The organism is Glutamicibacter sp. NPDC090743, assembly GCF_044769125.1.
In the GTDB taxonomy this organism is placed as follows: domain Bacteria; phylum Actinomycetota; class Actinomycetes; order Actinomycetales; family Micrococcaceae; genus Glutamicibacter.
The window spans coordinates 77865-99200 of sequence record NZ_JBIVXE010000004.1 but is presented as its reverse complement, the minus strand read 5'-3'; the positions used below and the strand labels follow the sequence as shown (position 1 = coordinate 99200).

Here is a 21336-nt window from a genome sequence, read left to right as displayed (position 1 = left end):
ACTAAGGACGGGCACATGCCGCACAACACCATCGACCAGACGACCTTGCACCGGTACCTGAGCGAACACCTGCTGGGTTCCGAATCGGGGCTGAACCACTTCAAGGCCGCCCACGGCACCTGGGCGGACACCGCCTATGCCCAGCGCTTCGAATCGCTGCACCAGCAGGTCCAAGCAGATCAGGATGACCTGAAACGGATCATGGACCGGCTGGGATGCCGGCAGCGTCCGCTGGCCCGCCTGCTGGCTCCGGCGGCCAAGCTCGCCGGGCACGTCAACCCGTTCAATCCGCTGCGCATGCGCAAGCTGGCCGCCGCGCAGGTGCAGCTCGATGTGCTCACCGGGCTGCTCAATGCCAAGCTGCGCATGTGGCAGACGCTGCTGCTGATGCTGCCCCATGATCCGCGCCTGGACCAGGCGCTGCTGCAGGACCTGTCGCACCGGGCCGAGTCGCAGATCAGCCAGCTCAAGGCGCTCAGCGACGAAACCTGGCCCGAGCGCTTCGCCCCGCCAGTGAACGATGAGCAGGGGGAACACCGCCCATGACCGGCAGGAAAGCGAACATTGTTGGCGCCGGCCCCAATGGGCTGGTCGCCGCGGCGGTTTTGGCCGAGCAGGGATTCAATGTCCAGGTCTTCGAGCGCAATGCCCATCCCGGCGGTGCCGCGGCCTCCGGCAGCACGCTGGGCGAAGGCACCATCGTGGACCTGGGAGCTGCCGCCCACCCCTTCGCCTATGGCAGCCGCGCCTTCGCGCATTTCGATCTGGCCGGACATGGTTTGCAGTGGGATTTCCACGGCTATCCGCTGGCCCACCCGCTGGACGACGCCGAGTCGGTCTTCCTGCACCAGGACCTGAAAGCCACCATGGCGCAGTTCCCCGCAGACCGGAAGATCTGGCAGCTGCTGCATGGCCCGCTGGTGCGCCATCCGCAGGAGATCCTGGACAACGCCACCAGCCCGCTGCTGGGCATCCCGCCGCATCCGGTGCTCATGGCACGCTTCGGGCTGCGCGCGCTGCCGCCGGCGAAGCTGCTGGCTTCCGCCGCGTTCCGGACCCGGCAGGCCGCGGCGCTCTTCGCCGGATCCAGCGCGCATTCCATGCTGCCGCTCTCCCACCCGTTCACCTCGGGATTCGGCGCGCTCTTCGGGGCCTTGGGCCAATCCTGGGGCTGGCCGGTGGCGCACGGCGGCACCGGCAGCATCATCGACGCGCTGCTGCGGGTGCTCGACCCGCTGGGGGTGCAGATCCATACCGGGCACCAGATCAGTCACCTCGCGCAGCTTCCCGATGCGGACCTCACCTTCCTGGATGCCACGCCCCGCCAGGTAGTGCAGCTCGCCGGAGACCAGCTCCCGGCACGACTGCGCCGGCGGTTCGAGCGCTGGCGCTATGGCACCGCGGCCTACAAGGTGGACTACCTGCTCGATGGGCCGATTCCCTGGAAGGATGCGCGCACCGCGCAGGCCGGCACCGTGCATGTGATCGGCGATGCCGCCGAGCTGGCCTTGGCCGAGCGCCAGGTCGCCGCCGGGGCAATGCCCGAACGCCCATTCGTGATGGTGGTCCAGCCTTCGAGCGCCGATGCCTCGCGCGCCCCGGCCGGCCGCCAGGTCATCTGGTCCTACGCCCACGTGCCCCAAGGCTATGACGGGGATGCAGGGGCGCTCATCGATGCGCAGATCCAGCGGTTCGCGCCGGACTTCAAGGACCGGATCGTGCAGCGGGTAGTCACCGGCCCGGCGCAGCTGCAGGCCTGGAATCCGAATCTGGTCGGCGGGGATATCGGCGGCGGATCACTGGCCGGCACCCAGCAGTTCTTCCGCCCCTCGCCCTCGCTGAATCCCTATTCGCTGGGCGTGCCGGGACTGTACCTGTGCTCCTCCTCCACCCCTCCGGGCGGCGGGGTGCATGGCATGGCCGGCTGGCATGCGGCGCACCGGGCGCTGCGTGATCTTGGGCGGTACTGAGCCTCGCAACCATGGTAGCTGAATAGGGATACTGACTAGTAGAGAATAAAGTCTGGGAATTTCCTCAGAATCGCGGCCTGTTCGCAACAACTTGGTGGGCCAATGATAATTTTTTATCAAGTCCCCACCGCTGGCCGCAGGGTCCACAGCGCATTTCAAGGGCCACGCTGCCCAGTCCGGAGGGACAGATAACTGCATTGTTGAAGTGAGAAGTATCGTCTAGAAGTGGAGGGTAGTTCACATGCCAGGAAGGCTAGTCAGGTCCCAGACCGCGTTGCGCGTAGCAGAGTTGCTGGGATCACGCGAGGGAAGAAGGCATCTGAGCAGCTATGGCTGGACCCAAGGAATGCCAGTGGTCATGACACAGCCTTTGGAAGCGCTCGATGATGTGATGGGCCTGGTCTCGGTGCACAAGCGGCCGGTGCTGGTCGCGATGGTTGAACCGCAGACCGAGGAACTGAAGTTCTTGCACATTTCCGAGCCTTCTCCAGTCTTGGAAGTGGTTCAGGCCAGCGCGCCGCGCAGCAAGATCAAGGATCTGTTCGGCCAGGCCGAGCACAGCGGAATGGCTGCATTCCGTGTGAAGTACTGGCAATACACTGCGCTCGCCCACGCGGTTCCGGCTTTCGACGCCAGCAAGCTGGGACACAGGTACGCCACACAGGAGTCCGGCAGCAGCGTGTAACCGCAAGCACCGCCGCAACGGGCACAGCCCCTCGGGAAATCGCGCATCCGCGCTGATTCGCCGGGGGCTGTTCCTATGCCAGGGACCGGGACCGCTTACTTGGGCGCTACCGGGCGTGGAGCATCTGGTGATCCAGCGCGGCAAGATAGTCCGCGAAGCCCTCGCGCAACCGCCCGCGCAAGCGCCCCGAGGTGATCGCCTGCAGCCGGGCCGTGGCCTGGACCCGGTAGCCGGCGCGGCGCAGCGCCTCGACCAAGGCCACATCCTCCCGGGCCGCCAAGGGCTCGAAGCCTCCAACATCCAGGTAGGCAGCAGCGCACACCCCGAAGTTCGCGCCGTGGATATGGCCATGCCCCTCGATCGGCTGGTAGGCCTGCTCCCATAAGGCGAAGATATGCTCATCGAGTTCGCCGCGGTCCGGTTCCACGGTTCCGGCCACCGCATCGGCCCCGCCGGCGTGCAGGCAGGCAAAGCCCTCCAGCCAATGCTCGGCGACGCAGGTATCCGCGTCGGTGCTGGCCAGCCAGATGGCGCTCGGGTCCGCGTCCGCGCCGAGGCAGGCCAGGGCGTGGCGTGCGCCGGCATCCCGGCTGGCTCCGACATTGCCGAAGCTGGCCTGCAGCAAGCTGATCCGCTGATCTGCGCTGATCTGCCGCTGGGCAACCTGTACCGTGCCGTCGGTGCAGCTATCGGCAACCACGATGGCCCGGACCTGCAGCTGCGGGCGGGCACGCGCCAACCGGTCCATGGCCGCGCGCACCGAATCCAGGCAACGGCCCAGGCGTTCTTCCTCGTCATGGGCCGGGATGATGACCGCCATGGCCGCCAGCTGCCTACCCATGGGCACCAGCGGGCTTGCGCAGTATTTCAAGCAGGAAATCGGCCTCGCGATGCTCCACGATGCGCTCCCACCCCAGGTCTCCCGCCATCCGGTGCACGTCCTCCCCGTCCAGCGGCCAGCCTTCAATGGGATGCAGCCAATGGCAGAGCACCAGCTCTCCGCCGGCTTCCAGTGCTGCAGCACTGGCGGCGAGCACCTGCTCCAATTCGTCGGCGGCCAGGAAATAGCCGATCTCGCTGAGCACTACCAGCTGCACGCTCCCCGGCTCCAGCTGCGGAAATTGTTGGGGCACCGTGGCCTGCAGCAAGCTGACATGCTCCATTCCGGCCACGGCACGCCGGGCCTGGGCTAGCGCGGTAGCGCTGGCATCCACCGCCAGCAGGCTGGTGCTGCGGCGGCCCAGTTCGGCGCTCTGCACCCCGATGGAGCATCCCAGCTCCAGAACCGCCGCATACTGTTCCCGGGGCAGGGAGGCGAGCAGGATCTGCTGCTTGCGCTGCTCGTAGCGGCTGCTGCGGTATTCCCACGGATCTTCGCGCTTTCCGTAGAGCTCGTCGAAGACCGCCGGAGCCGACGCGGCGTCCTTGTGGCCAGGCCAGGTGGCGCGGAAGATCTCGGCGCCGCGGGAAAAATGCTGCAGGAAGCCTTCGCTAAGGAGGACCTCGTCTCCTGGCAGGGCGGACAGCGGCCTCGTTTGGGAACGGTGGGCCTCCAGGGCGCGGGCCTTGGCCTGGGCGCTGGAAGCATCCAGGGCCAGCCGGCGCCAATGCCTGAAGCTGGGCTGCCGGCCCGGTTGCGCCCAATGCCAGAACCAGATGGGGAATTCCAGATGGCAGGCATTGTGCGCCAGGGCGCAGTCCGCGGCGAGCAGGCCCAGGATTTCGTGGTCCGGGTGCCCGTCGCCGCGGTAGGTGCTGGCGATCAGGCAGCGCTCGCCGGCGTGCTGCTCAAGGGCTGCGCGGATCGGCTCCTGCTGCGCTTCGAGTTTCCCATCGCCCAGGCCCAAGCAGTGCAGATGCAACGTTCCGCTGCGCGGTCCTTGTGCGCGCAGCGTGTCCATGGCCTCGGCCAGCTCGGCCTGGCGCAGCGCGGCCAACCGGGCCGCGGAGTGTGTTGTGGAGTCCGGATGCGAGGCTTCCCCGAAGCTGCAGACGATCACGTGGACATCGATCCCCCGGCCAAGCGCCATGCGGATCAGCCCTCCAGCTCCCAGCGTCTCGTCATCCGGGTGGGCGGCCAGAACAATCACCGATGCGATTGCGTGGAAGAGCTTCTCCGGATCCAGTACGGCGATCCGCTCTAGCCCAGCCTGCTGCCAGCAGCTTGCAGATGTTCCCTGGTCCTCATGCGTGAAGTTCACCATGCGCTGCCGCCTTCCGCGCCGGCGCGGTCCACCATCAGCTGGCCCAGCGCCGCGTCATCGCGGGCCGCGTGGTGCTGGCGCAGATATATGCCCAGGTCAGCTGCACGCCGCGCATGCTCCTCATCGGCGGTCAGCGGGCCCGGACCGGTGGACTGGCCGCTGAGCTGCAACACCCGCTCGCAGGCCCCGGCCACCTGGCCGCGGACCCGATGGGCCGAAATGGCATCCAGCGCTCCGGCATCGGCCAGCCCGGCGGCCTGTTCCAGCAGCGCCGCGCAGCCGGCCAGCAAGCGGTCTGCTTCGCCGAGCCAAGCAAGGGCCAGCTGATCCGGGGTGCGCGCTTGGGCGCTGCGCAGCAGATGGCGGTAGATTCCCACCGCTGCCCCGAACCAGCAGGCGGCCACGCCAACGCCCCCGACAGCGAACCCGGGACGGGACAGGTACCAGCCGGCGTCCTGCACCGGTTGTGCCGGCACGCCGGTGAAGTTCACGCTGCCGCTGGGCAGCTGCGCCATGCCGCGGCTGACCCAGGCATCCGATGCCGGTTCAACGCCCGGATGCCGCAAGGAAACCATGAACAGCCGGCCACCATCGGGCGTGGGGGCGGTGACCAGGGCATGCGTCAGCTGCGCGGCCAACGAGCACCAGGGCTTGGTGCCGTTCAGCTCCCATCCCCCGCCGGACTGGCGAACCGCTTCCAGGGTGGCGTTGGGCGGCTGCGCGGCGAAAACGCCCCATGCGGTGCCGGCCGGCCACGACATGCCCGCCTGGCTCAGGATTCCCCCGGCATCCAAATGCGGTTCCAGCGTCCTGGCCGCGACCAGGTCGGTGGCGGCCACGGAGGCCAGCAGCTCCCACAGGCGCTGGGTCTGTCCGGCCGCTGGCACCGGAGGTTCCTCCCCCGAACTTTCCAACGTACGCAGCATCGCTTGCGGGTTGCCCTCGCAGTGCACGGCGGCCGCACGCACCGCTTCTTCGGCACCCCACCATGACTCGCTGTTGCGGGGGCGGGATCCTGGTTCGGCTGCACTAAACGACACCGGCCGCTGGTCCATCGGCTCTCCTTCTCTGTTCGGAACTTTTGGCCAGTCTAGGTCACGGCCCATTCGTGCCCGGCCCAGCTGAATGACTCCTGATAACCGCAAAGGACAGCGCAACGCAGCGTGGCAGCTTATGTGGTTGGCCGCCGCGACGGCGGCACTGTGATGATCTGCAAAGTTGGCCGCAAGCAAACTTTCAGCTTCGGGACCCCGATTTGCAATCTGCCCTATAGTTCAAATTGTAAGTAACCAGATCCACACAGGAGGTAAGAATCATGGGAATTGGAGACAAGATCCAGAACAAGGCCCAGGAAGCATCTGGCAAGGCCAAGGAGGCCTACGGCGATGCCACTGATAATGAGCGCCTGCAAGCTGAAGGCGTGAAGGACCAGGCCGCTGCCAAGGCAAAGCAAGCAGGAGAACACGTCAAGGACGCCGCGAAGGATGTCAAGGACGACCTATCCTAAACCGCACTACCAGCTATGCCCCATGGATGCGTATCCATGGGGCATAGCTCTGCGCTAGGTAATGTGCACAGCAATACGGCCGCTGCTCCGGGAATTCGGAGCAGCGGCCGTTGGCGGTTTTCGGCGTCCTAGAGTTCGACGCTATTCGAGTCCCCGGGCTCGGCAGGTTTTCCGGTGAGCTTCTGCTTCACCCAGCCGGCCACCAGGCTCGCCGCCCCGCCGGGGTTCTCCCAGTATTCAGCGGAGTCGGCATCGACGCGCAGCAGCACAGTCTGCGCAGATTCCGGGCCTTCGCTGGCGAAGGTTTCCACTGCGGCGTTCCACAGTTCCTTCTTCTTGGCGACATCGAGCACCACCTCGGCGTGGCCGCTGACCGACACCCACGCCTTGGATCCGCTGAACGCGGCATTGACCAGCCCCTGGGCCCGGATTTCCTGGACAATCCCGGCGTCGGCGGCAGAGAAGAACCAGAGCTCTCCTTCGTCGGTGGCTTCAATCAGCGTCAGGGGGCGGCTGGCCAGCCGTCCAGCGCTGTGGGTTGTGACCATGGCGATCCGCAGGTCCTGGATGATGCTGATGACTTTGCTTGCTTCGTCGTTGGCCATGATGAGCTCCTTTGTCTTGGAATGATCTGGTCGTTTCACACGCTACCGAGGTGCCGGCCCGCGCCAAGGGGCGCCCAGGCGATTGCCAGCTTCGGCTCCTGCTCAGCTTTCCGGGTTCCGCCTGGAATCCGGATCCGCTTGCTCTTCGGCGTCCAGCTCGCTGGCAAAGCGCAGCTGCCGCCCGTCGCTGATGTCCTGCTCTTCTTTTTCCTCCTGCTTCATGCTGGCCTTGGTATCCCGCGGCGGAAGCTGGACCGAGCGCTCGGCGGCAATCCCCGCCTGCAGCTGGCGCCCGCGCTCGGCTTCCGCGTCGAAGACCGCGCCGAACAGCAGCGACAGGTTGGCGATCCACAGCCACAGCAACAGCACGATGACCCCGCCGATGGCGCCGTAGGTCTTGTTGTAGTTGCCGAAGTTCGAAACGTAGAAGAAGAAGCCCACGGTCGCCAGCGCCAGCACGAGCAGCGCGATGGCCGAACCGAGGCTGATCCAGCGGAACTTCGGTTGCTTCACATTGGGAGCCCCGTAGTAGAGCACGGCCACCAGCACAATCGCGCACAGCACGATCACCGGCCATTTGGCGATATTCCATATCGCCACCGCGCCCTCGCCCAGCCCCATGGCGTTGCCCAGCGCCTGGGCCAGCGGACCGGAGACGATCAGCAGCATCCCCAGCACGGACACTGCCACAAGAAGCACCAGTGTCAGCAGCAGCATCAGCGGGCGCAGCTTGTAGAACGGCCGGCCTTCGGCCACCTCGTAGATCTGGTTCATGGCCCGTCCAAACGCCCCGACATACCCCGAGGCGCTCCATAGCGCACCGAGCAGACCGGCAATCAGCGCCAGGCCTGCCGACGGGGCCGAGGCCAGCTGCTCGATGGGCTGGCGCAGGGTTTCGACCACTTCCTTGCTGGCCAGTTCCTGGATCAGCGAGAGGATGTTGCGGGTCATGTTCTCCGCCTGGCCGGCAACTCCGAGCAGGGAGACTACCGCCAGCAGGGCCGGGAAAATGGAGAGCATCGCGAAATAGGTCAGCGAGGCCGCCATGTCCGTGCATTTCTTCCGGGAGAATTCCCTGATGGAGCGCTTGGCCGCGTATTTCCATGACCTGGAGTGCATATCCGGCGGGGAATCGGGTTTGGATTCGGCATCGGGTCCAGGAGCGTGCCGGGCTTTGGCAGCGGTTTCGGCCGCGTTCCCGTTCCCGGCATGGCTATCGGTTCCTGAAGGCATCTTGCACCTCTCTTCATCAGCTATTTGTGCCAGTTGATTGCCGCCGGCCCTGCTGCTGGGCCAGGCCGGCGCGGCAGGCAAATCGAATCATGCACCTGCCGCGCCGTCCGCTAGGCCAGCTGGGCCGCGCTGCTACTCAGCGACCGGGAAACGCTCCCACGCGCGGTGGGTGGACAGCAACTGCTCCGCGCTTTCGGCCACCGCTGAAAGTTCCACCAGCGCGATGCCCGGCGCATCATCCTCCAGGCCCACCGCTTGCAGCAGGCCATCGGAGAGCCCGTCCAGGGTGATGATGGCCTTGTTGTGCCGGTAGGCCTCCGCGACCAGCAACGCCACGCGCGGGTCGATGGGAACCCCGCCTGCCCCCATGGCTCCGGCCTTGGCATCCAGCGCAACCGCGGCGTCCGGGGCCGGCGGCAGCGGGCCGATGAGCACCAGCGCATCGAATTCGATGGAGCGCGCCGTCAGGTAGGTGCGGTCGATGGGCAGGTCCGGGGCCACCTCGCCGCCGGAGGCCGAAACGAGCAGCGGGGACATGCCCCGTTCGGCCAGCGCCTGGGCTATTGCCGGCACGTGCTGGTGGTTTCCGCTGTTGAACACCACCCCGACCTTGCGCCCGTCCACCGGCCAGGCTTTTCCGATCTGCGACAGCGCGGGACTGGCCACCGGGTCATCCAGCTGCACTGCGGCCGGTGCCGGCAGGCCCAGTGCCTGGGCGACCCCGGCGGCCAGCTGGGTATCGATCTTCGCCAGGCATTCCACCTGCCGCTGGCGGATCGCCGTATCGGTGCACTTGCCCAGCTCAAAGGAGTAGGCCTGCTGCACATGGGCGCGCTCCACGGCCGAGAGGCTGATGTAGAACAGGCGCGCCTGGCTGTAGTGGTCCGAGAAGCTGGCCGGCTCGGAACGCACCTTCTTCCCGGAGGCCACAGGCTGCGGGAAGTCCAGCGGAGGCTGCTGGCCAGAGAGAACCTGCGACATGTACGGGCAGCCGCCATCCAGCGAGTTCGGCTTGTACGGCGCGATGCCCTTGGGCACCCGGTGCTGGTGGAAGCCGTCGCGGAACATGTCGTTGACCGGCGAGTCCGGCGAGTTGATCGGGATCTGCGCGAAGTTCGGTCCACCCAAGCGGGTCAGCTGGGTGTCCAGGTAGGAGAAGAGCCGCGCCTGCAGCAGCGGGTCGTCGCTGATATCGATGCCCGGAACCAGATGCCCGGGGTGGAAGGCGACCTGCTCGGTCTGCGCGAAGTAGTTCTCCGGGTTGCGGTCCAGCACCATCTTGCCCAGCGGCTGGACCGGGGCCAGTTCTTCGGGCACGAATTTCGTCGGATCCAGCAGGTCGATGCCCTCGAAGACCCCCGAACCGTCGTCGGGGAAAATCTGCACGCCCAGTTCCCATTCGGGGTAGGCTCCGGCATCAATGGCTTCGGCCAGATCGCGGCGGTGGAAGTCCGGATCCGCGCCGGCGGCCAGCTGGGACTCTTCCCAGGCCAGCGAGTGCACGCCGAGCTTGGGCTTCCAATGGAACTTCACCAGTGACGCTTTGCCCGCCTCGTTGACCATGCGGAAGGTGTGCACGCCGAAGCCTTCCATCATGCGCAGCGAGCGGGGTATCGCACGGTCGCTCATCTGCCACATCACGTGGGCCTGAGCAGGGGTATGCAGGGAGACGAAATCCCAGAAGGTATCGTGGGCCGATTGCGCCTGCGGGATCTCGGTATCCGGGTGCGGCTTCGCGGCATGGACCAGATCCGGGAACTTGATGCCATCCTGGATGAAGAACACCGGGATGTTGTTGCCCACCAGGTCGAAAATGCCCTCTTCGGTATAGAACTTCGTGGCAAAGCCGCGGGTATCGCGGGCCGTGTCCATCGAGCCGCGGGAACCGACCACGGTGGAGAACCGCACGAAGACCCGGGTCTGCTTTCCGGGCTTGAGGAAATCGGCTCGGCACAGCTCGGAGGCGTTGCCGTAGCTGATGAAGGAGCCATGGGCGCCAGCCCCGCGGGCATGGACCACGCGCTCCGGAATCCGCTCGTGGTCGAAATGCATGATCTTCTCGCGCAGGTGGTGATCCTGCAGCAACGTGGGCCCGCGCTCTCCGGCTTTCAGCGAATGGTCGGTATCGCTGACGGGAGCTCCCTGGTTGGTGGTCAGGAATTCGCTGTCCTGGCCGGGGCCGGACAACACCGGTTCCCCTCCCGGGCTTGCTTGCTGTTGTGGTTCGCTGGCCATGGCACTCTCCTAGCTGCTTGGGAATAATCGGCTGGTGAATGCCACGCTAGGGGCCGGTGCACCGCTGATGCCAGCGCACTAGGCGATTCCCATGATTTACACATGTGCCCGGCACCGGGCGTGAACACGCCAGGACCGCCGGTGGCTGCATGGCCCACCGGCGGTCCTGGTAGGACGTTTCAGAAACGCCCTGCCCCTCGTGCTTGTGTTGCGTTATTTTCCAGATTCCGCTCCTTACTTGGAAACCAGCTGGTATCCATTTTCGTTGTGCTCCGCCTCGTCGATCCCGGCAATTTCGATATCTGCCGCGACACGCCATGGGCTGAACTTTCCAATGACCGTGGCGATGACCCAGGTCATCACCGCGGAGAAGACCATGACCACAATCAGGGTGGCTGCCTGGGCGATCAGCTGGGCGACGCCGCCGCCGTAGAACAGTCCGCCAGCGCTTTCCTCGGTTGGCAGGGCGAAGAAGCCCAGGAACAGGGTTCCGATCAAGCCGGCGACCAGGTGCACGCCGACAACATCCAGCGAGTCGTCGTAGCCCAGCTTCCATTTCAGGTTCACTGCCCAGGCTGCACCGGCGCCAGCCAGGACGCCCAGCAGCATCGCGGCCCACGGGGCCACATCTGCGCAAGAAGGAGTGATGGCGACCAGGCCGGCCACCAGGCCGGAGGCGACACCCAGCGAGCTGGGGCGGGAACCGCGAAGCTTCTCAACCAGGATCCACCCAAGGACGGCCGCACCCGGAGCTGCCAGGGTGTTGACCCAGATGAGTCCAGCCTGCTCGACGGTGGTCGCCGCACCGGCGTTGAAACCGAACCAGCCGAACCACAGCAGGCCGGCACCGAGCATGACCAGCGGGGTGTTGTGCGGCTGCGGACGGTCGTGGAAGTTGTGGCGCTGGCCCAGCTTCAGGGCCAGGACCAGGGCTGCGATACCTGCGTTGGTGTGGACCACTGCGCCGCCGGCGAAGTCAATGGCTTCGCCGAAGATGCTGCCCAGGAATCCGTCTGCGGAGAGCAAGCCTCCACCCCAGACCCAGAAGGCCACCGGTGCGTACACCAGGGTGACCCACAGCGGGACGAAGAACAGCCATGGCGCAAAGCGGGCACGGTCGGCGATGGCTCCGGAGATGATGGCTACCGAGATCATGGCGAAGGTACCGGCGAATCCGGCGGCGAGCAATTCGGACTGCTCGGTATTGTGCATGGCGAAGTCGCTGATTGGATTGCCGACGATTCCGGCGATGGCTGGTTCCCCGGCGGAGAACGAGTAGCCCCAGAGCACCCAAACAACGGCGGTGATCGCCGCGGCGGAGAAACTCATCAGCATCATGTTCACCACGCCGGTGGCGCGAGTCATGCCGCCGTAGAAAAGTCCCAGTGCCGGTGTCATCAGCAATACGAGTGCGGCAGCTATCAGGATCCATAAGCTGGCTACATCCAACTCCATCTGGATCACTTCCCCTCAAGGTATTCGGTGTATCGGTGGTGTTATGACTATCTAACGCGTCCGATGTTTCCGAACACTCGCTGCTTCGTTTCCGCTGTGTATCAAGTTCCTGCCGGGGGTAACGTTTGCTTCTCGGCAATGTTTCGCCGCCGTTTCGAACAGTTCACGGTACTGCTGGCCGACGATCAAAAGAACAGCCCGGCATCAGCAGAAAGTGCTTTCTGCTGATGCCGGGCTGGCAAGGTGGACGCCGGCAGCGGCTATAGCCGCTTGATCTTCACGACCTGGAACTTCGGCACCGTAGTGGATCCGCCGATGGTCGTGTCGTAGCTCAGGGATCCGGTCACCGTAGCGGTGATTTGGACAATGTCCTCTGCCACGATGTCATCCAGCGCCTCGCAGTCCTCCAGGCCGTCACCGGCAGTGAACATCGAATTGTGCTCGTAGTCGTATTTGCCCACCTGCGCGTGGCTCAGCTCGGCCCGGAAGGTGCAGGGACCGGTCGCGGAGTCGAACTGGGTGACCAAACCGTAGAGAATCACATTCTCATCAATGTGCGAGTCCGGTTGCTTCACGATTTGCGCCAGAGCCCGCTTGGTGACCTTCTTGGCCTTGTTGGCCTTGGCTTTTTCCGCCGCGGCCTCAACTTCCCTGTCTTCCTTTTCCTTCGCCTTGCGTGCCTTCTGGGCTTCTGCGGCTGCTGCGCGTTCTTCCTCGGCTGCGCGAAGCTCTGCTGCTTCTTGCTCGGCCACGGCCAATTGCGTTTCGGTTTCAGCCAGCTGGGCTTGCAGTGCGTCCTTTTCAGCAGCTATGGCTGCGCTCGAGGCTTGCGCAGCCTCGAACTCTTCTGCCGATACCCCGCAGGCAGCCAGCGTTAGCATTCCGGCCAGTGCGGTTGCAGTTACTAAGAACCTTTTCATGCTCATTCCCCATTTCACGAGTGCGAGTTGCTTGAACCCCCAAGTTTCAAGTACCCATGATCCTTACAGGGGCCGGGGACAATTTAGCTGGAGCAGGCACACTGGAAGCATGGACCGATCTTTCTTCTTGCCCGATGCCTTGGACGTTGCGCCCCGGTTGCTCGGTGCAGTGCTCACCGTGGATTCCAGTCACGGACCGGTCAGCGTGCGCATCACCGAAACCGAAGCGTACCTGGGCCTGGGAACCGCAGGTCCCTATGACCCGGGCAGCCACTCGAAGGACAGGAAAACCGAACGCAACGCGTCCATGTTCCTGGAACCCGGGCACGCGTACGTGTACTTCACCTATGGAATGCACTACGCCCTGAATTTCGTTTGCTCACCGCCAGGAGCTGCGTCCGGGGTGCTGATACGTTCTGGCGAAATTATTTCCGGCACCGATCTGGCCCACGCACGAAGACTGGAGAAGCGGCCCGTCCGCTACGCCCGCAACCCCATCCCGGAAATCCAGCTGGCCCGTGGACCGGGGAACTTGGCCACCGCATTGGGCCTCACAAGACTGGAACATGACGGGCTGGATCTGTTCGCTGCCCCCTTTACCCTCCATGCTGCCCCTGGTCTCCCGGAAGCTTTGCGCACTGGACCCCGCGTTGGCGTCGCGGGGATAGCCGGCGGTCCGCAGTTCCCCTGGCGATTCTGGCTGCCCGATGAGCCAAGCGTTTCCGCATTTCGCCCGGGCCGCGATGCTCCTGGTCCTGCTTCGGTGTAGTGCTTATGAGCTCTTGTGAATTACGAAACATCAGCCTTTCATAACTTGCGATTGGTCCCAAAAATATATGCTTGTTCTTGTCACCAACGGTGTTTCTTTTCAGGCCGATGTCGAAAACAGAGCGGATACATCGATTCGTCTCGAAAACTTCATCCGATGTTCAGTTGAGCTGAATTGTCCGATAAAGTTTTCTTTTATGACGCGAGTGTTTATTTATGGTGGATGCACGAGCCGAGACGCGGTCGAGTTTTACCATGATTACGATTTTGAGCTGCTCACCTATGTGGCTCGCCAATCTCTAATCAGCGCCTTCCAGCCTGCTGATCCACAGGAATTTGCGATACCGAACGATGCCGGGCCGTTTCAAAAGCGAATGATCGCTGGAGACATAGTCGGCAATTTGCCGGCATTGATTAGTAGAAATGCTAAGAACACCGATCTGTTTGTCTGGGATCTGATGATCGAACGAGTCGGCGTCGCTAAAGTCCGTTCAGGTGGATTCGTAACCCGAAACGGGGTATCCAAGGCCCCTGGAGCCCGACCGTCTGGGGGTACCTACGAATTCGGAACAACGCATCACTTACGTCTTTGGGCCTGGGCTCTCGGAAAATTGGTTAAATCTCTGGAACGGAATGGTCTACTGGAAAAGATAGTCATCAACGCAACACCTTGGGCCACACGCGACACCTCGGGTAAATTGTTCCAGTCGCGATCATCGCTGTCCCCAGATTGGTTCAACTCGAATGTGGAGAAATACTGGAGATTAGCAGAAGACGCAGGCATTAAGGTCGCTAGGATTAATCAGGAACTCGCGATTGCGGACCCAAATCACAAATGGGGACCAGCATATTTCCACTATGCTCCGGAAACTTACAAGGCTCAACTCGAGGCCATTTCAACTATCCGATAATTCTTCGGTATTACACTATCTAAGCTGACGACTTAGATTCCCCTATTTTGCTCCCGTCAAACTTGTCGGATTAGCTCCGATCATTATTCGGTTGCGACAGAAGTCGAGATAGCATGATACTTCACAGTTAAACTGTAGTACTTAAATAAGGTCGGGCAACGGGTTGACCTACTTATCATTGTCAATGACCGTCTATATTCGCTTGCTACAGTGAAGATATCCAAAAGTCATTACCGGAAATGCAGACCTTTCCATTTTGCGTTCATGCTATCCCGCGCAAACGGAGAACATACCAGCCAGCTTGCAAGAGACTATTCTTAGACAACTTAATGCCGAGCTGAAGAATTGCGACTTGGTGGCCTCCAAGCCGAAACGATTACCAGCCAGATTTGGAGTAACAGCGCATTCTGCCAAATAACCAGAGAGCATTGGGTTGCCAATTTGTTAATCCTCAATATTTGCTACTCACAACGCGCACAAACGATAATTTGGTTCCAACTATAAACATGTTAGATTTGCACTAGTTTGTTTCACATATCTACAGGTTGAACAGGAAGATAATATGACTGTCACTGAAGTACCTGAATGGCCTAAGAAAGTGGGCGTTGATCCTTTCTACCGAGTTCCAATCTACCGACAGCGTTCCTCTACGTTTCTAAGGTTTTCAGGCATCCAGAGAAATGGCAGGCACCAATTCATGGTCCCCGAGTTAGGGATGCTTGATTGGTACGTCGGGTTACGCAAGTCGGACACCTTGCGTGTCGTACTTCATGGAGCCGTAAACCGTGAAAAAGATCGCCTACCCCGTTTTGACCGCGTTCGAACCTCATTGCAGTCAGAGGATGCCTATATTGCATTCGCAGACCCTATTCTTCCACATTCCGATAGTGTAGGAATTGGATGGTATCTCGGAAATAGCCAGGTGGATCCAACGAAGCACATTCTCAACGTGATCAGAAAAGTGAAATCTCAGGTTGGTGCTAAAAAGGTCCTATTCATCGGTGGATCAGCAGGTGGATTCACAGCCCTTCGACTCTCGGCTGCGATGCCTGGTTCCGGCGTCTTCGCCTTTTCTCCGCAAACGCGCGTATCGAAATATCATGGCCGCCTAGTTCGCCAACTACTGGATGGACCATTCGACCCTCCGAAAATTACCATGTCTAATTTTCAGCACACGTTTTCGGGACGCGAAGATTTGTCGGTCATCTACGGAGAAACTGAGACAGATAATAGAATTTATCACTTTCAGAATATGAACGATCCCTTCCATCTCCGTGAACACTTTGAACCGTTCAAAGCCACCATGGAACATCTTGAACTCCAAGGCATCCGAAAAGTTGGATCGTACAAGTCAGTTATCGTCGATTCTGTAAAAGGACATGGCCCACCCCGGCCAGATGAATTCGAAGATCATCTACTCCTCGCAAAACAACACATCTGGTCGTAACGCAGACGACGAAATTTTCGTTACCTTTAGGCCCACGATTGATGATTTATCGGATCTTCTTCAAGGTTCCGAATTCTCAAATCGTGGTGCGCATTATTGTCCATCGCAGACTTCCGAACAGGAGGATGCGATGGACAATAGGTACGCTCCTCAGTACGTGCGGAATAGTTCTTGAGAATCCAAAGACTTCTTCAACCGCCCTTCAAGCGTTTCAGTTAACGACTGTGCGAAGGTTTCGGTCAGGTGCGAGTGGTCCCAATAGGCCACGATGCCACCGACTACCGCAAAGCAGCGTCCGTCCTCGCACAGTTGGTCATTCATGTCCACATCAATAATATTCGGCTTGTCCAGGGCCTTCACCGCATCTACCTGCGGATCCATCGGGATCCATTGCTTCGCCTCGCCACTGCATTCGCTGAATTCGCCATCGCTGGAGGCCACGCAGTCAGGCACATTCTCCACGGTCTCCCCCGGGAAGGACGTATCCCGGATGACCGCTACAGCGGCGCCGGTGCCGGCCCAGTCCTGGAGAATCTTTTCGTAGGCCTGCTGGGCAGGCTCAGCGGTGTTTTCCATTTCGTATCCGGAAACCGGAAGGGACTGGCGGTTGGAGCTGATCACCAGATCATAGTCTTCCTTTTCGATCTGCTTGGTCACCCAGCTGCCATAATCAGCGCAGCCCTTTTCCCGTGCCTCGGAGTCAAAGACCTGGGGTTCGCCCATGACGGCGCAACGGCTGGCCAAATAGGTATCAATACTCCAGCCATTCTTCTTCGCCATCGGTTCCAAAGCAGGAATCCACTGGCCTGCATGCGAGTTTCCAACCAGTGCTACCTTGATCTTGCCATCACCGTATTTGCATACCGGGCGGTCCGTGTAGTTGGCGTCCTGGGTGGCGAAGCAATCATCCTTGTAGACAACCGGCTTGTCGGTCTTCGCAACTACCGGGGCGGGAGCCACCGGCTGGTAGGCCGTCTCGATATTCACTGCTTCACCGCATGATTCACTGAGCGACGCGGCACCGAAGCAGTCTTCGCCCAGCTCCTTTTCGACCTGGGCCAAGGCCTTGTCGACGTCTTGGGCGTCATTGATAATGCGTTCGGTGTTGAGGTAGAAAGCTCCGGCAACCAAAGCCAAGACGAGGCTGCCCGTGGCAAGGAAGCGTGGCGCCGTGAGCAATACCGAGGCGTCAATGAACTTACGGAATCGAACCTCGACAAGCTTCTGCGTCAAAACAGCCAAAACCAACGTCAAGGCCAAGGCGATGATCTTCTGGGGCCATTTGAAGTCATCCACCATGAACGGCATCAGGATCAATAGCGGCCAATGCCAGAGGTAGATGGCATAGGAATTGTCACCGAAGAACTGGAACGGCTTGCTGCTCAAGAACATGTTCGGCGAATACTTGTGCGTGGAATGGCAGAGCAGGATCAGTGCGGTGCCGAATACTGGAATCGCTGCAATGTATCCGGGGAATGGCATCTGCCCGGTAAAGGCCACCGCGCTGAATGCGATGGCAAGGACTCCGCCCCACGACCCGATCAAGCTCATCGCATCCTTCTTGGCCGCATGCGCACGCGTTCCCAAGGCCGCCACCAGGGCGCCTGCCGAGAATTCCCAGACTCGGGTAAAGGTCGAGAAGTATGCGCTGCCCGGTTCAGTCGCGGTCGCGTATAGCGAGTATCCGAAGGAAATCAAGAAGACGGCGCTGATCCCGGCCAACGCGGCGGTTGCCGGCTTGATTCCGGACTTGATGGCAGCAAAGATCAGCAGGCCGATCAGAATTGGCCATACGAAATAGAACTGCTCTTCTGCAGACAGGGACCAGAAATGCTGGAAGGGGCTTGGAGCTTCGCCTTCGGCAAGGTAATCGACCTTGGTCAGTGCCAGGTACCAGTTCTGGAAGTAGAACGTCGCGGCCATCGCTTGCAACCCCCAGTCCTGCCACACCGTGGACGGTGCGAAGAACCAGATGCCCAAGACGCTGGCCAGGATCACCAAGAAGGAAGCAGGGATCAGCCGCTTGACTCGCCTCATCCAGAAATTGACGACATCGCCAATGCTCTTCGGCGGCTTGGCGAGCAGATGCGAAGTGATCAGGAATCCCGAGATCACGAAGAACACGTCGACTCCGACGAAGCCGCCGGGCAGATAGTGCCCCCAGAAGTGGTACAGCACAACAACACCTACGGCGATGGCGCGCAGGCCCTGGATGTCCATGCGGAAAGCCCTGGGCTTAGGGTCCTGCTTGACTGGTATGGGCAGGTCTTGGTTCGACGACACTTCTGGATGGATCCTTTACCGGCTGGTCTAACCGCACGGGGGCACCCAGAACCAACCGGAGTATCCCTCATGCAGTGCGTACAGATTGAAGGGACACACTTCCCCAGAAAACATCTTTACCCAAGTAGTCTGGACGTTTTCTGTAGCGCTGGTCACTGCTTCCTTGGGTGACCTGCGGCCAGAAGGCGCCCGAAAAGTTCCATTCACTAACTGACTAGATCTTTTCCGCGGGGGTTCCAATGAAAGCTCCGGACCCGGAGTCAGGCGGTGTGATCGACCTCACTGCAAGATTTCCTTGATTCCAACCCCTGTGTGCGCCCATGGCCCAACAGGAACAAAACCGCTCTGTGCAGGAATTGCAGATGCGCAGCGCCCGTTTAAACAAGATCTCCCCGCCGCAGGAAGCGACGGGGAGATCAGGAAAATATGGAATTATCGATTAGCCTTCGAGCAGTGCGTCCACGAAATCTTCCGGGTTGAATGGCGCGAGGTCATCCGGGCCCTCGCCCAATCCCACGAGCTTCACCGGAACACCGAGCTGACGCTGGATAGCCACGACGATACCGCCCTTGGCAGTGCCGTCGAGCTTGGTCAGCACGATGCCCGAAACATTGACAACCTCGGAGAAGACCTTGGCCTGCTGCAGGCCATTCTGCCCGGTGGTCGCATCGAGGACCAGCAGGACTTCGTCAATGGTGGCCTTCTTCTCGACCACTCGCTTGATCTTGCCCAGCTCGTCCATCAGGCCGACCTTGTTCTGCAGGCGGCCAGCGGTGTCGATCATGACGATGTCGACTTCCTGCTCGATGCCCGCGGAAACGGCTTCAAAGGCAACGGATGCCGGGTCGGCGCCGTCGATCTCGGAACGAACGGTAGGCACGCCCACGCGGTCGCCCCAGGTAGCCAGCTGCTCGGCGGCGGCCGCACGGAAGGTATCGGCGGCGCCCAGCAGGACGTCCTTGTCTTCCGCAACGAGTACTCGCGCCAGCTTGCCGATGGTGGTGGTCTTGCCAACACCATTGACCCCGACCACCATGATGATGCTTGGGCGGTCCGGATGCGGTTCAGGCAGGTAGCTGCGGTCCAGGCTAGGATCCACCAGCTTGAGCAGTTCCTCGCGGAGCATTGCCTTGACGCGAGCCGGGTCCTTGCTGCCTTCAATCTTCACTCGTTCACGCAGTGCGTCAACAAGCTCAAGCGCAGGCTCGGTACCCAGGTCTGCCATCAGCAGGTTTTCTTCAATCTCTTCCCAGACATCCTCGTCAATCGAGTCTTGGCTGAGCAGAGCCAACAGGCCCTTGGAGAACATGCTGTTGGATTTGGTCAGTCGCGCACGCAGCCGGGCCAGACGGCCCTGCACTGGTTCTGGAACATCGAGCTGTGGCGCAGCAGGTGCGGCAGGCTCTTGGACCGCGACAGGCGCATCGCTTGCACCGGCAGTGTCCGCTGCGGCATCAGTATCGCCCTCAGCACTCTGGCCAGCTGGCAAGTCGTCTGCATCGCGCTCTGACGTATACGGAGTCTTGGGCTTGCGGCCCTTGGTGACGAAGGCAATGACGCCAATGGCCACCACGGCAACAACCGCGACAATGATGATGGTTAATATAAGCGAATCAGACACGCTCTAAATCGTCTCATATCTCCAACGATTTAGGGATCATATGGCAGGCGGCACCAGCATCAGCACATTTTGCATTCAAGGCTAGACTGGCAGGTGGGTTGCTTAGCCCCGTTCGTCGTTCCAGAAAGGCTGAGGGTTACTGTTCGCTGAGCGGCAGAACCATCTGTTCAATTGATATGGCATTGAAAACCACCCGTGCTGCCAAGGCGCCCATCCCCCAAGAAATCGGCGTATTGCTGGTTGCGGCATTCATCATCGCATTGGGTTTCGGGCTCATCGCCCCCATCTTGCCCCAGTATGCAGTGAGCTTTGATGTCGGCAATGCGGCCGCCACGATTATCGTCAGCATTTTCGCCTTTACCCGATTGATTTTCGCACCGGTAGCAGGTGTCCTGGTAGGCAAGCTCGGCGAGCCCAAGATCTACGTCACCGGTGTTTTGCTGGTTGCGGTATCGACTTTGCTTTGCGCTGTGGTCCAGGACTATACGCAGCTATTGATTGCTCGTGGACTGGGCGGGTTCGGTTCGACCATGTTTACTATTTCAGCGATGGCATTAATTGCGCGGCTGGCTCCGGAGAAATCCCGTGGACGCATCTCGGGCTTGTACGCCGGCTCGTTCCTCTTGGGCAACGTCTTCGGTCCGGTTCTTGGAACCTTGCTTGCCCCGCTGGGCATGCGTATTCCGTTCTTGATTTACGGCACCGCCCTGGTGATTGCCGCAGGCGTGGTCTACATGGCCTTGGGCCGTCGCCGCGATCTGGATGCAGATGCGGCAAACCCGCGATCAAGGCATTCCGATATTGAAGTGGTGACCACCCGCGAGGCGCTGGTCTCCCCCGCCTACCGGGCGGCATTGTTCTCCGGGTTCAGCTACGGCTGGCTGGCGTTCGGCGTGCGCAACAGCATGATCCCGCTTTTCGCCTTGGCCGTGTTCGGCCAAACCATGGGTGCCACGGCCGCCGGAATCTCCATGACGGTGTTTGCCATCGGCAATGGTTGCGCGCTGGTGTTCTCCGGTCGCCTGACAGACAGCATCGGACGCAAGATCCCTGTGGTCCTTGGCATGAGTGTCCTGCTCGTGTCCATTGGCGCGATGGGGTATTCGACGTCCCTGGTTGGCTTCATCGTCTTCTCGGTCCTGGCCGGCATTGGCGGCGGGCTGCTGGGCCCAGCTCAGCAAGCGTCCGTGGCTGACGTAATTGGTTCCGGCCGCAACGGTGGCAAGGCACTGGCCGGATTCCAGATGTGCACCGATCTAGGCTCCATCATCGGCCCGCTGCTGGCCGGGGCCATGGCCGACATGATCAGCTTCCAATTAGCCTTTAATATTTCGGCTGTCGTGGGCCTGGTCGGAGTGATTGCCTGGCTGTTGGTTCCCAAGACCATAAAACCGGTGGAATTGGCCGATTAAGCAATTCCGCAGTTTTAGATTTCCCCTGACTTTCGCGCCGATATTAATTCCCGGAATCTTGCCGGGAAACATCGGGTAGA

Annotated in this window: 18 protein-coding genes; 8 read left to right on the top strand and 10 right to left on the bottom strand. The window is 61.3% G+C overall.

Annotation, left to right across the window (positions count from 1 at the left end; translation table 11 throughout):
- Positions 1-15: 15 nt before the first annotated feature.
- From ACIQTS_RS09170 to ACIQTS_RS09160, 3 genes are all read left to right on the top strand, one after another.
- Positions 16-546 carry a hypothetical protein gene (locus ACIQTS_RS09170; RefSeq protein WP_402472896.1) on the top strand — a complete coding sequence of 177 codons (531 nt, stop codon included), beginning with the start codon at positions 16-18 and terminating at the stop codon, positions 544-546.
- Positions 543-1970, top strand: coding sequence for a phytoene desaturase family protein (locus tag ACIQTS_RS09165; protein WP_402472894.1), 1428 nt, complete (start codon positions 543-545; stop codon positions 1968-1970). Before ACIQTS_RS09170 ends, ACIQTS_RS09165 begins: the two co-directional genes overlap by 4 nt.
- Before the next feature lie 358 nt (positions 1971-2328).
- Entirely contained in the window at positions 2329-2655 is a 327-nt protein-coding gene (locus ACIQTS_RS09160; protein ID WP_286134535.1) for a hypothetical protein, read from the top strand.
- Between the two features lie 106 nt (positions 2656-2761).
- Here ACIQTS_RS09160 and ACIQTS_RS09155 read toward each other — a convergent pair whose 3' ends face one another.
- Genes ACIQTS_RS09155 through ACIQTS_RS09145 form a run of 3 tightly spaced genes read right to left on the bottom strand, consistent with a single transcriptional unit; the run spans position 2762 to position 5914 of the window.
- Entirely contained in the window at positions 2762-3496 is a 735-nt protein-coding gene (locus ACIQTS_RS09155; protein ID WP_402472892.1) for a glycosyltransferase, read from the bottom strand.
- Entirely contained in the window at positions 3489-4859 is a 1371-nt protein-coding gene (locus tag ACIQTS_RS09150) for a PIG-L family deacetylase (RefSeq protein ID WP_402472889.1), read from the bottom strand. Before ACIQTS_RS09150 ends, ACIQTS_RS09155 begins: the two co-directional genes overlap by 8 nt.
- Entirely contained in the window at positions 4853-5914 is a 1062-nt protein-coding gene (locus ACIQTS_RS09145) for an acyl-CoA dehydrogenase family protein (RefSeq protein WP_402472887.1), read from the bottom strand. The genes ACIQTS_RS09150 and ACIQTS_RS09145 overlap by 7 nt, the downstream gene beginning before the upstream one ends.
- A gap of 260 nt (positions 5915-6174) precedes the next feature.
- Between ACIQTS_RS09145 and ACIQTS_RS09140 the strand changes: the two genes are divergently transcribed.
- Positions 6175-6366: a CsbD family protein gene (locus ACIQTS_RS09140; protein WP_105657701.1), complete on the top strand. Its 192-nt coding sequence runs from the start codon at positions 6175-6177 to the stop codon at positions 6364-6366.
- 128 nt (positions 6367-6494) lie between these two features.
- On the opposite strand, the gene ACIQTS_RS09135 is transcribed toward ACIQTS_RS09140, so the two are convergent.
- The 5 genes from ACIQTS_RS09135 to ACIQTS_RS09115 form a co-directional block, all read right to left on the bottom strand.
- A complete protein-coding gene (locus tag ACIQTS_RS09135) occupies positions 6495-6971 on the bottom strand; it encodes a pyridoxamine 5'-phosphate oxidase family protein (RefSeq protein ID WP_332727417.1) in 477 nt (158 codons plus the stop codon).
- A gap of 102 nt (positions 6972-7073) precedes the next feature.
- On the bottom strand, positions 7074-8204 hold the full coding sequence (locus ACIQTS_RS09130; RefSeq protein ID WP_332728536.1) for a YihY/virulence factor BrkB family protein: 1131 nt from the start codon (positions 8202-8204) through the stop codon (positions 7074-7076).
- A 132-nt stretch (positions 8205-8336) separates the two neighbouring features.
- Positions 8337-10439 carry a catalase gene (locus tag ACIQTS_RS09125; protein ID WP_402472883.1) on the bottom strand — a complete coding sequence of 701 codons (2103 nt, stop codon included), beginning with the start codon at positions 10437-10439 and terminating at the stop codon, positions 8337-8339.
- Between the two features lie 234 nt (positions 10440-10673).
- On the bottom strand, positions 10674-11894 hold the full coding sequence (locus tag ACIQTS_RS09120; RefSeq protein ID WP_105657853.1) for an ammonium transporter: 1221 nt from the start codon (positions 11892-11894) through the stop codon (positions 10674-10676).
- 260 nt (positions 11895-12154) lie between these two features.
- Complete coding sequence (locus ACIQTS_RS09115; protein ID WP_402472880.1) at positions 12155-12814, bottom strand: hypothetical protein; 660 nt, start codon at positions 12812-12814, stop codon at positions 12155-12157.
- A 109-nt stretch (positions 12815-12923) separates the two neighbouring features.
- Between ACIQTS_RS09115 and ACIQTS_RS09110 the strand changes: the two genes are divergently transcribed.
- The 3 genes from ACIQTS_RS09110 (at position 12924) to ACIQTS_RS09100 (ending at position 15940) form a co-directional block, all read left to right on the top strand.
- Positions 12924-13583, top strand: a complete 660-nt coding sequence (locus tag ACIQTS_RS09110; protein ID WP_402472877.1) for a DNA-3-methyladenine glycosylase — start codon at positions 12924-12926, stop codon at positions 13581-13583.
- A 67-nt stretch (positions 13584-13650) separates the two neighbouring features.
- A complete protein-coding gene (locus ACIQTS_RS09105) occupies positions 13651-14493 on the top strand; it encodes a DUF6270 domain-containing protein (protein WP_402472875.1) in 843 nt (280 codons plus the stop codon).
- Between the two features lie 562 nt (positions 14494-15055).
- Positions 15056-15940, top strand: coding sequence for a hypothetical protein (locus ACIQTS_RS09100; protein WP_402472872.1), 885 nt, complete (start codon positions 15056-15058; stop codon positions 15938-15940).
- A gap of 150 nt (positions 15941-16090) precedes the next feature.
- On the opposite strand, the gene ACIQTS_RS09095 is transcribed toward ACIQTS_RS09100, so the two are convergent.
- Both ACIQTS_RS09095 and ftsY read right to left on the bottom strand, forming a co-directional pair.
- Entirely contained in the window at positions 16091-18223 is a 2133-nt protein-coding gene (locus ACIQTS_RS09095) for an acyltransferase family protein (protein WP_402472869.1), read from the bottom strand.
- Positions 18224-18662: 439 nt separating this feature from the next.
- Positions 18663-19844, bottom strand: coding sequence for a signal recognition particle-docking protein FtsY (gene ftsY, locus ACIQTS_RS09090; protein WP_105657694.1), 1182 nt, complete (start codon positions 19842-19844; stop codon positions 18663-18665).
- A 176-nt stretch (positions 19845-20020) separates the two neighbouring features.
- Between ftsY and ACIQTS_RS09085 the strand changes: the two genes are divergently transcribed.
- A complete protein-coding gene (locus ACIQTS_RS09085; protein WP_400288847.1) occupies positions 20021-21256 on the top strand; it encodes an MFS transporter in 1236 nt (411 codons plus the stop codon).
- Positions 21257-21336: the final 80 nt, after the last annotated feature.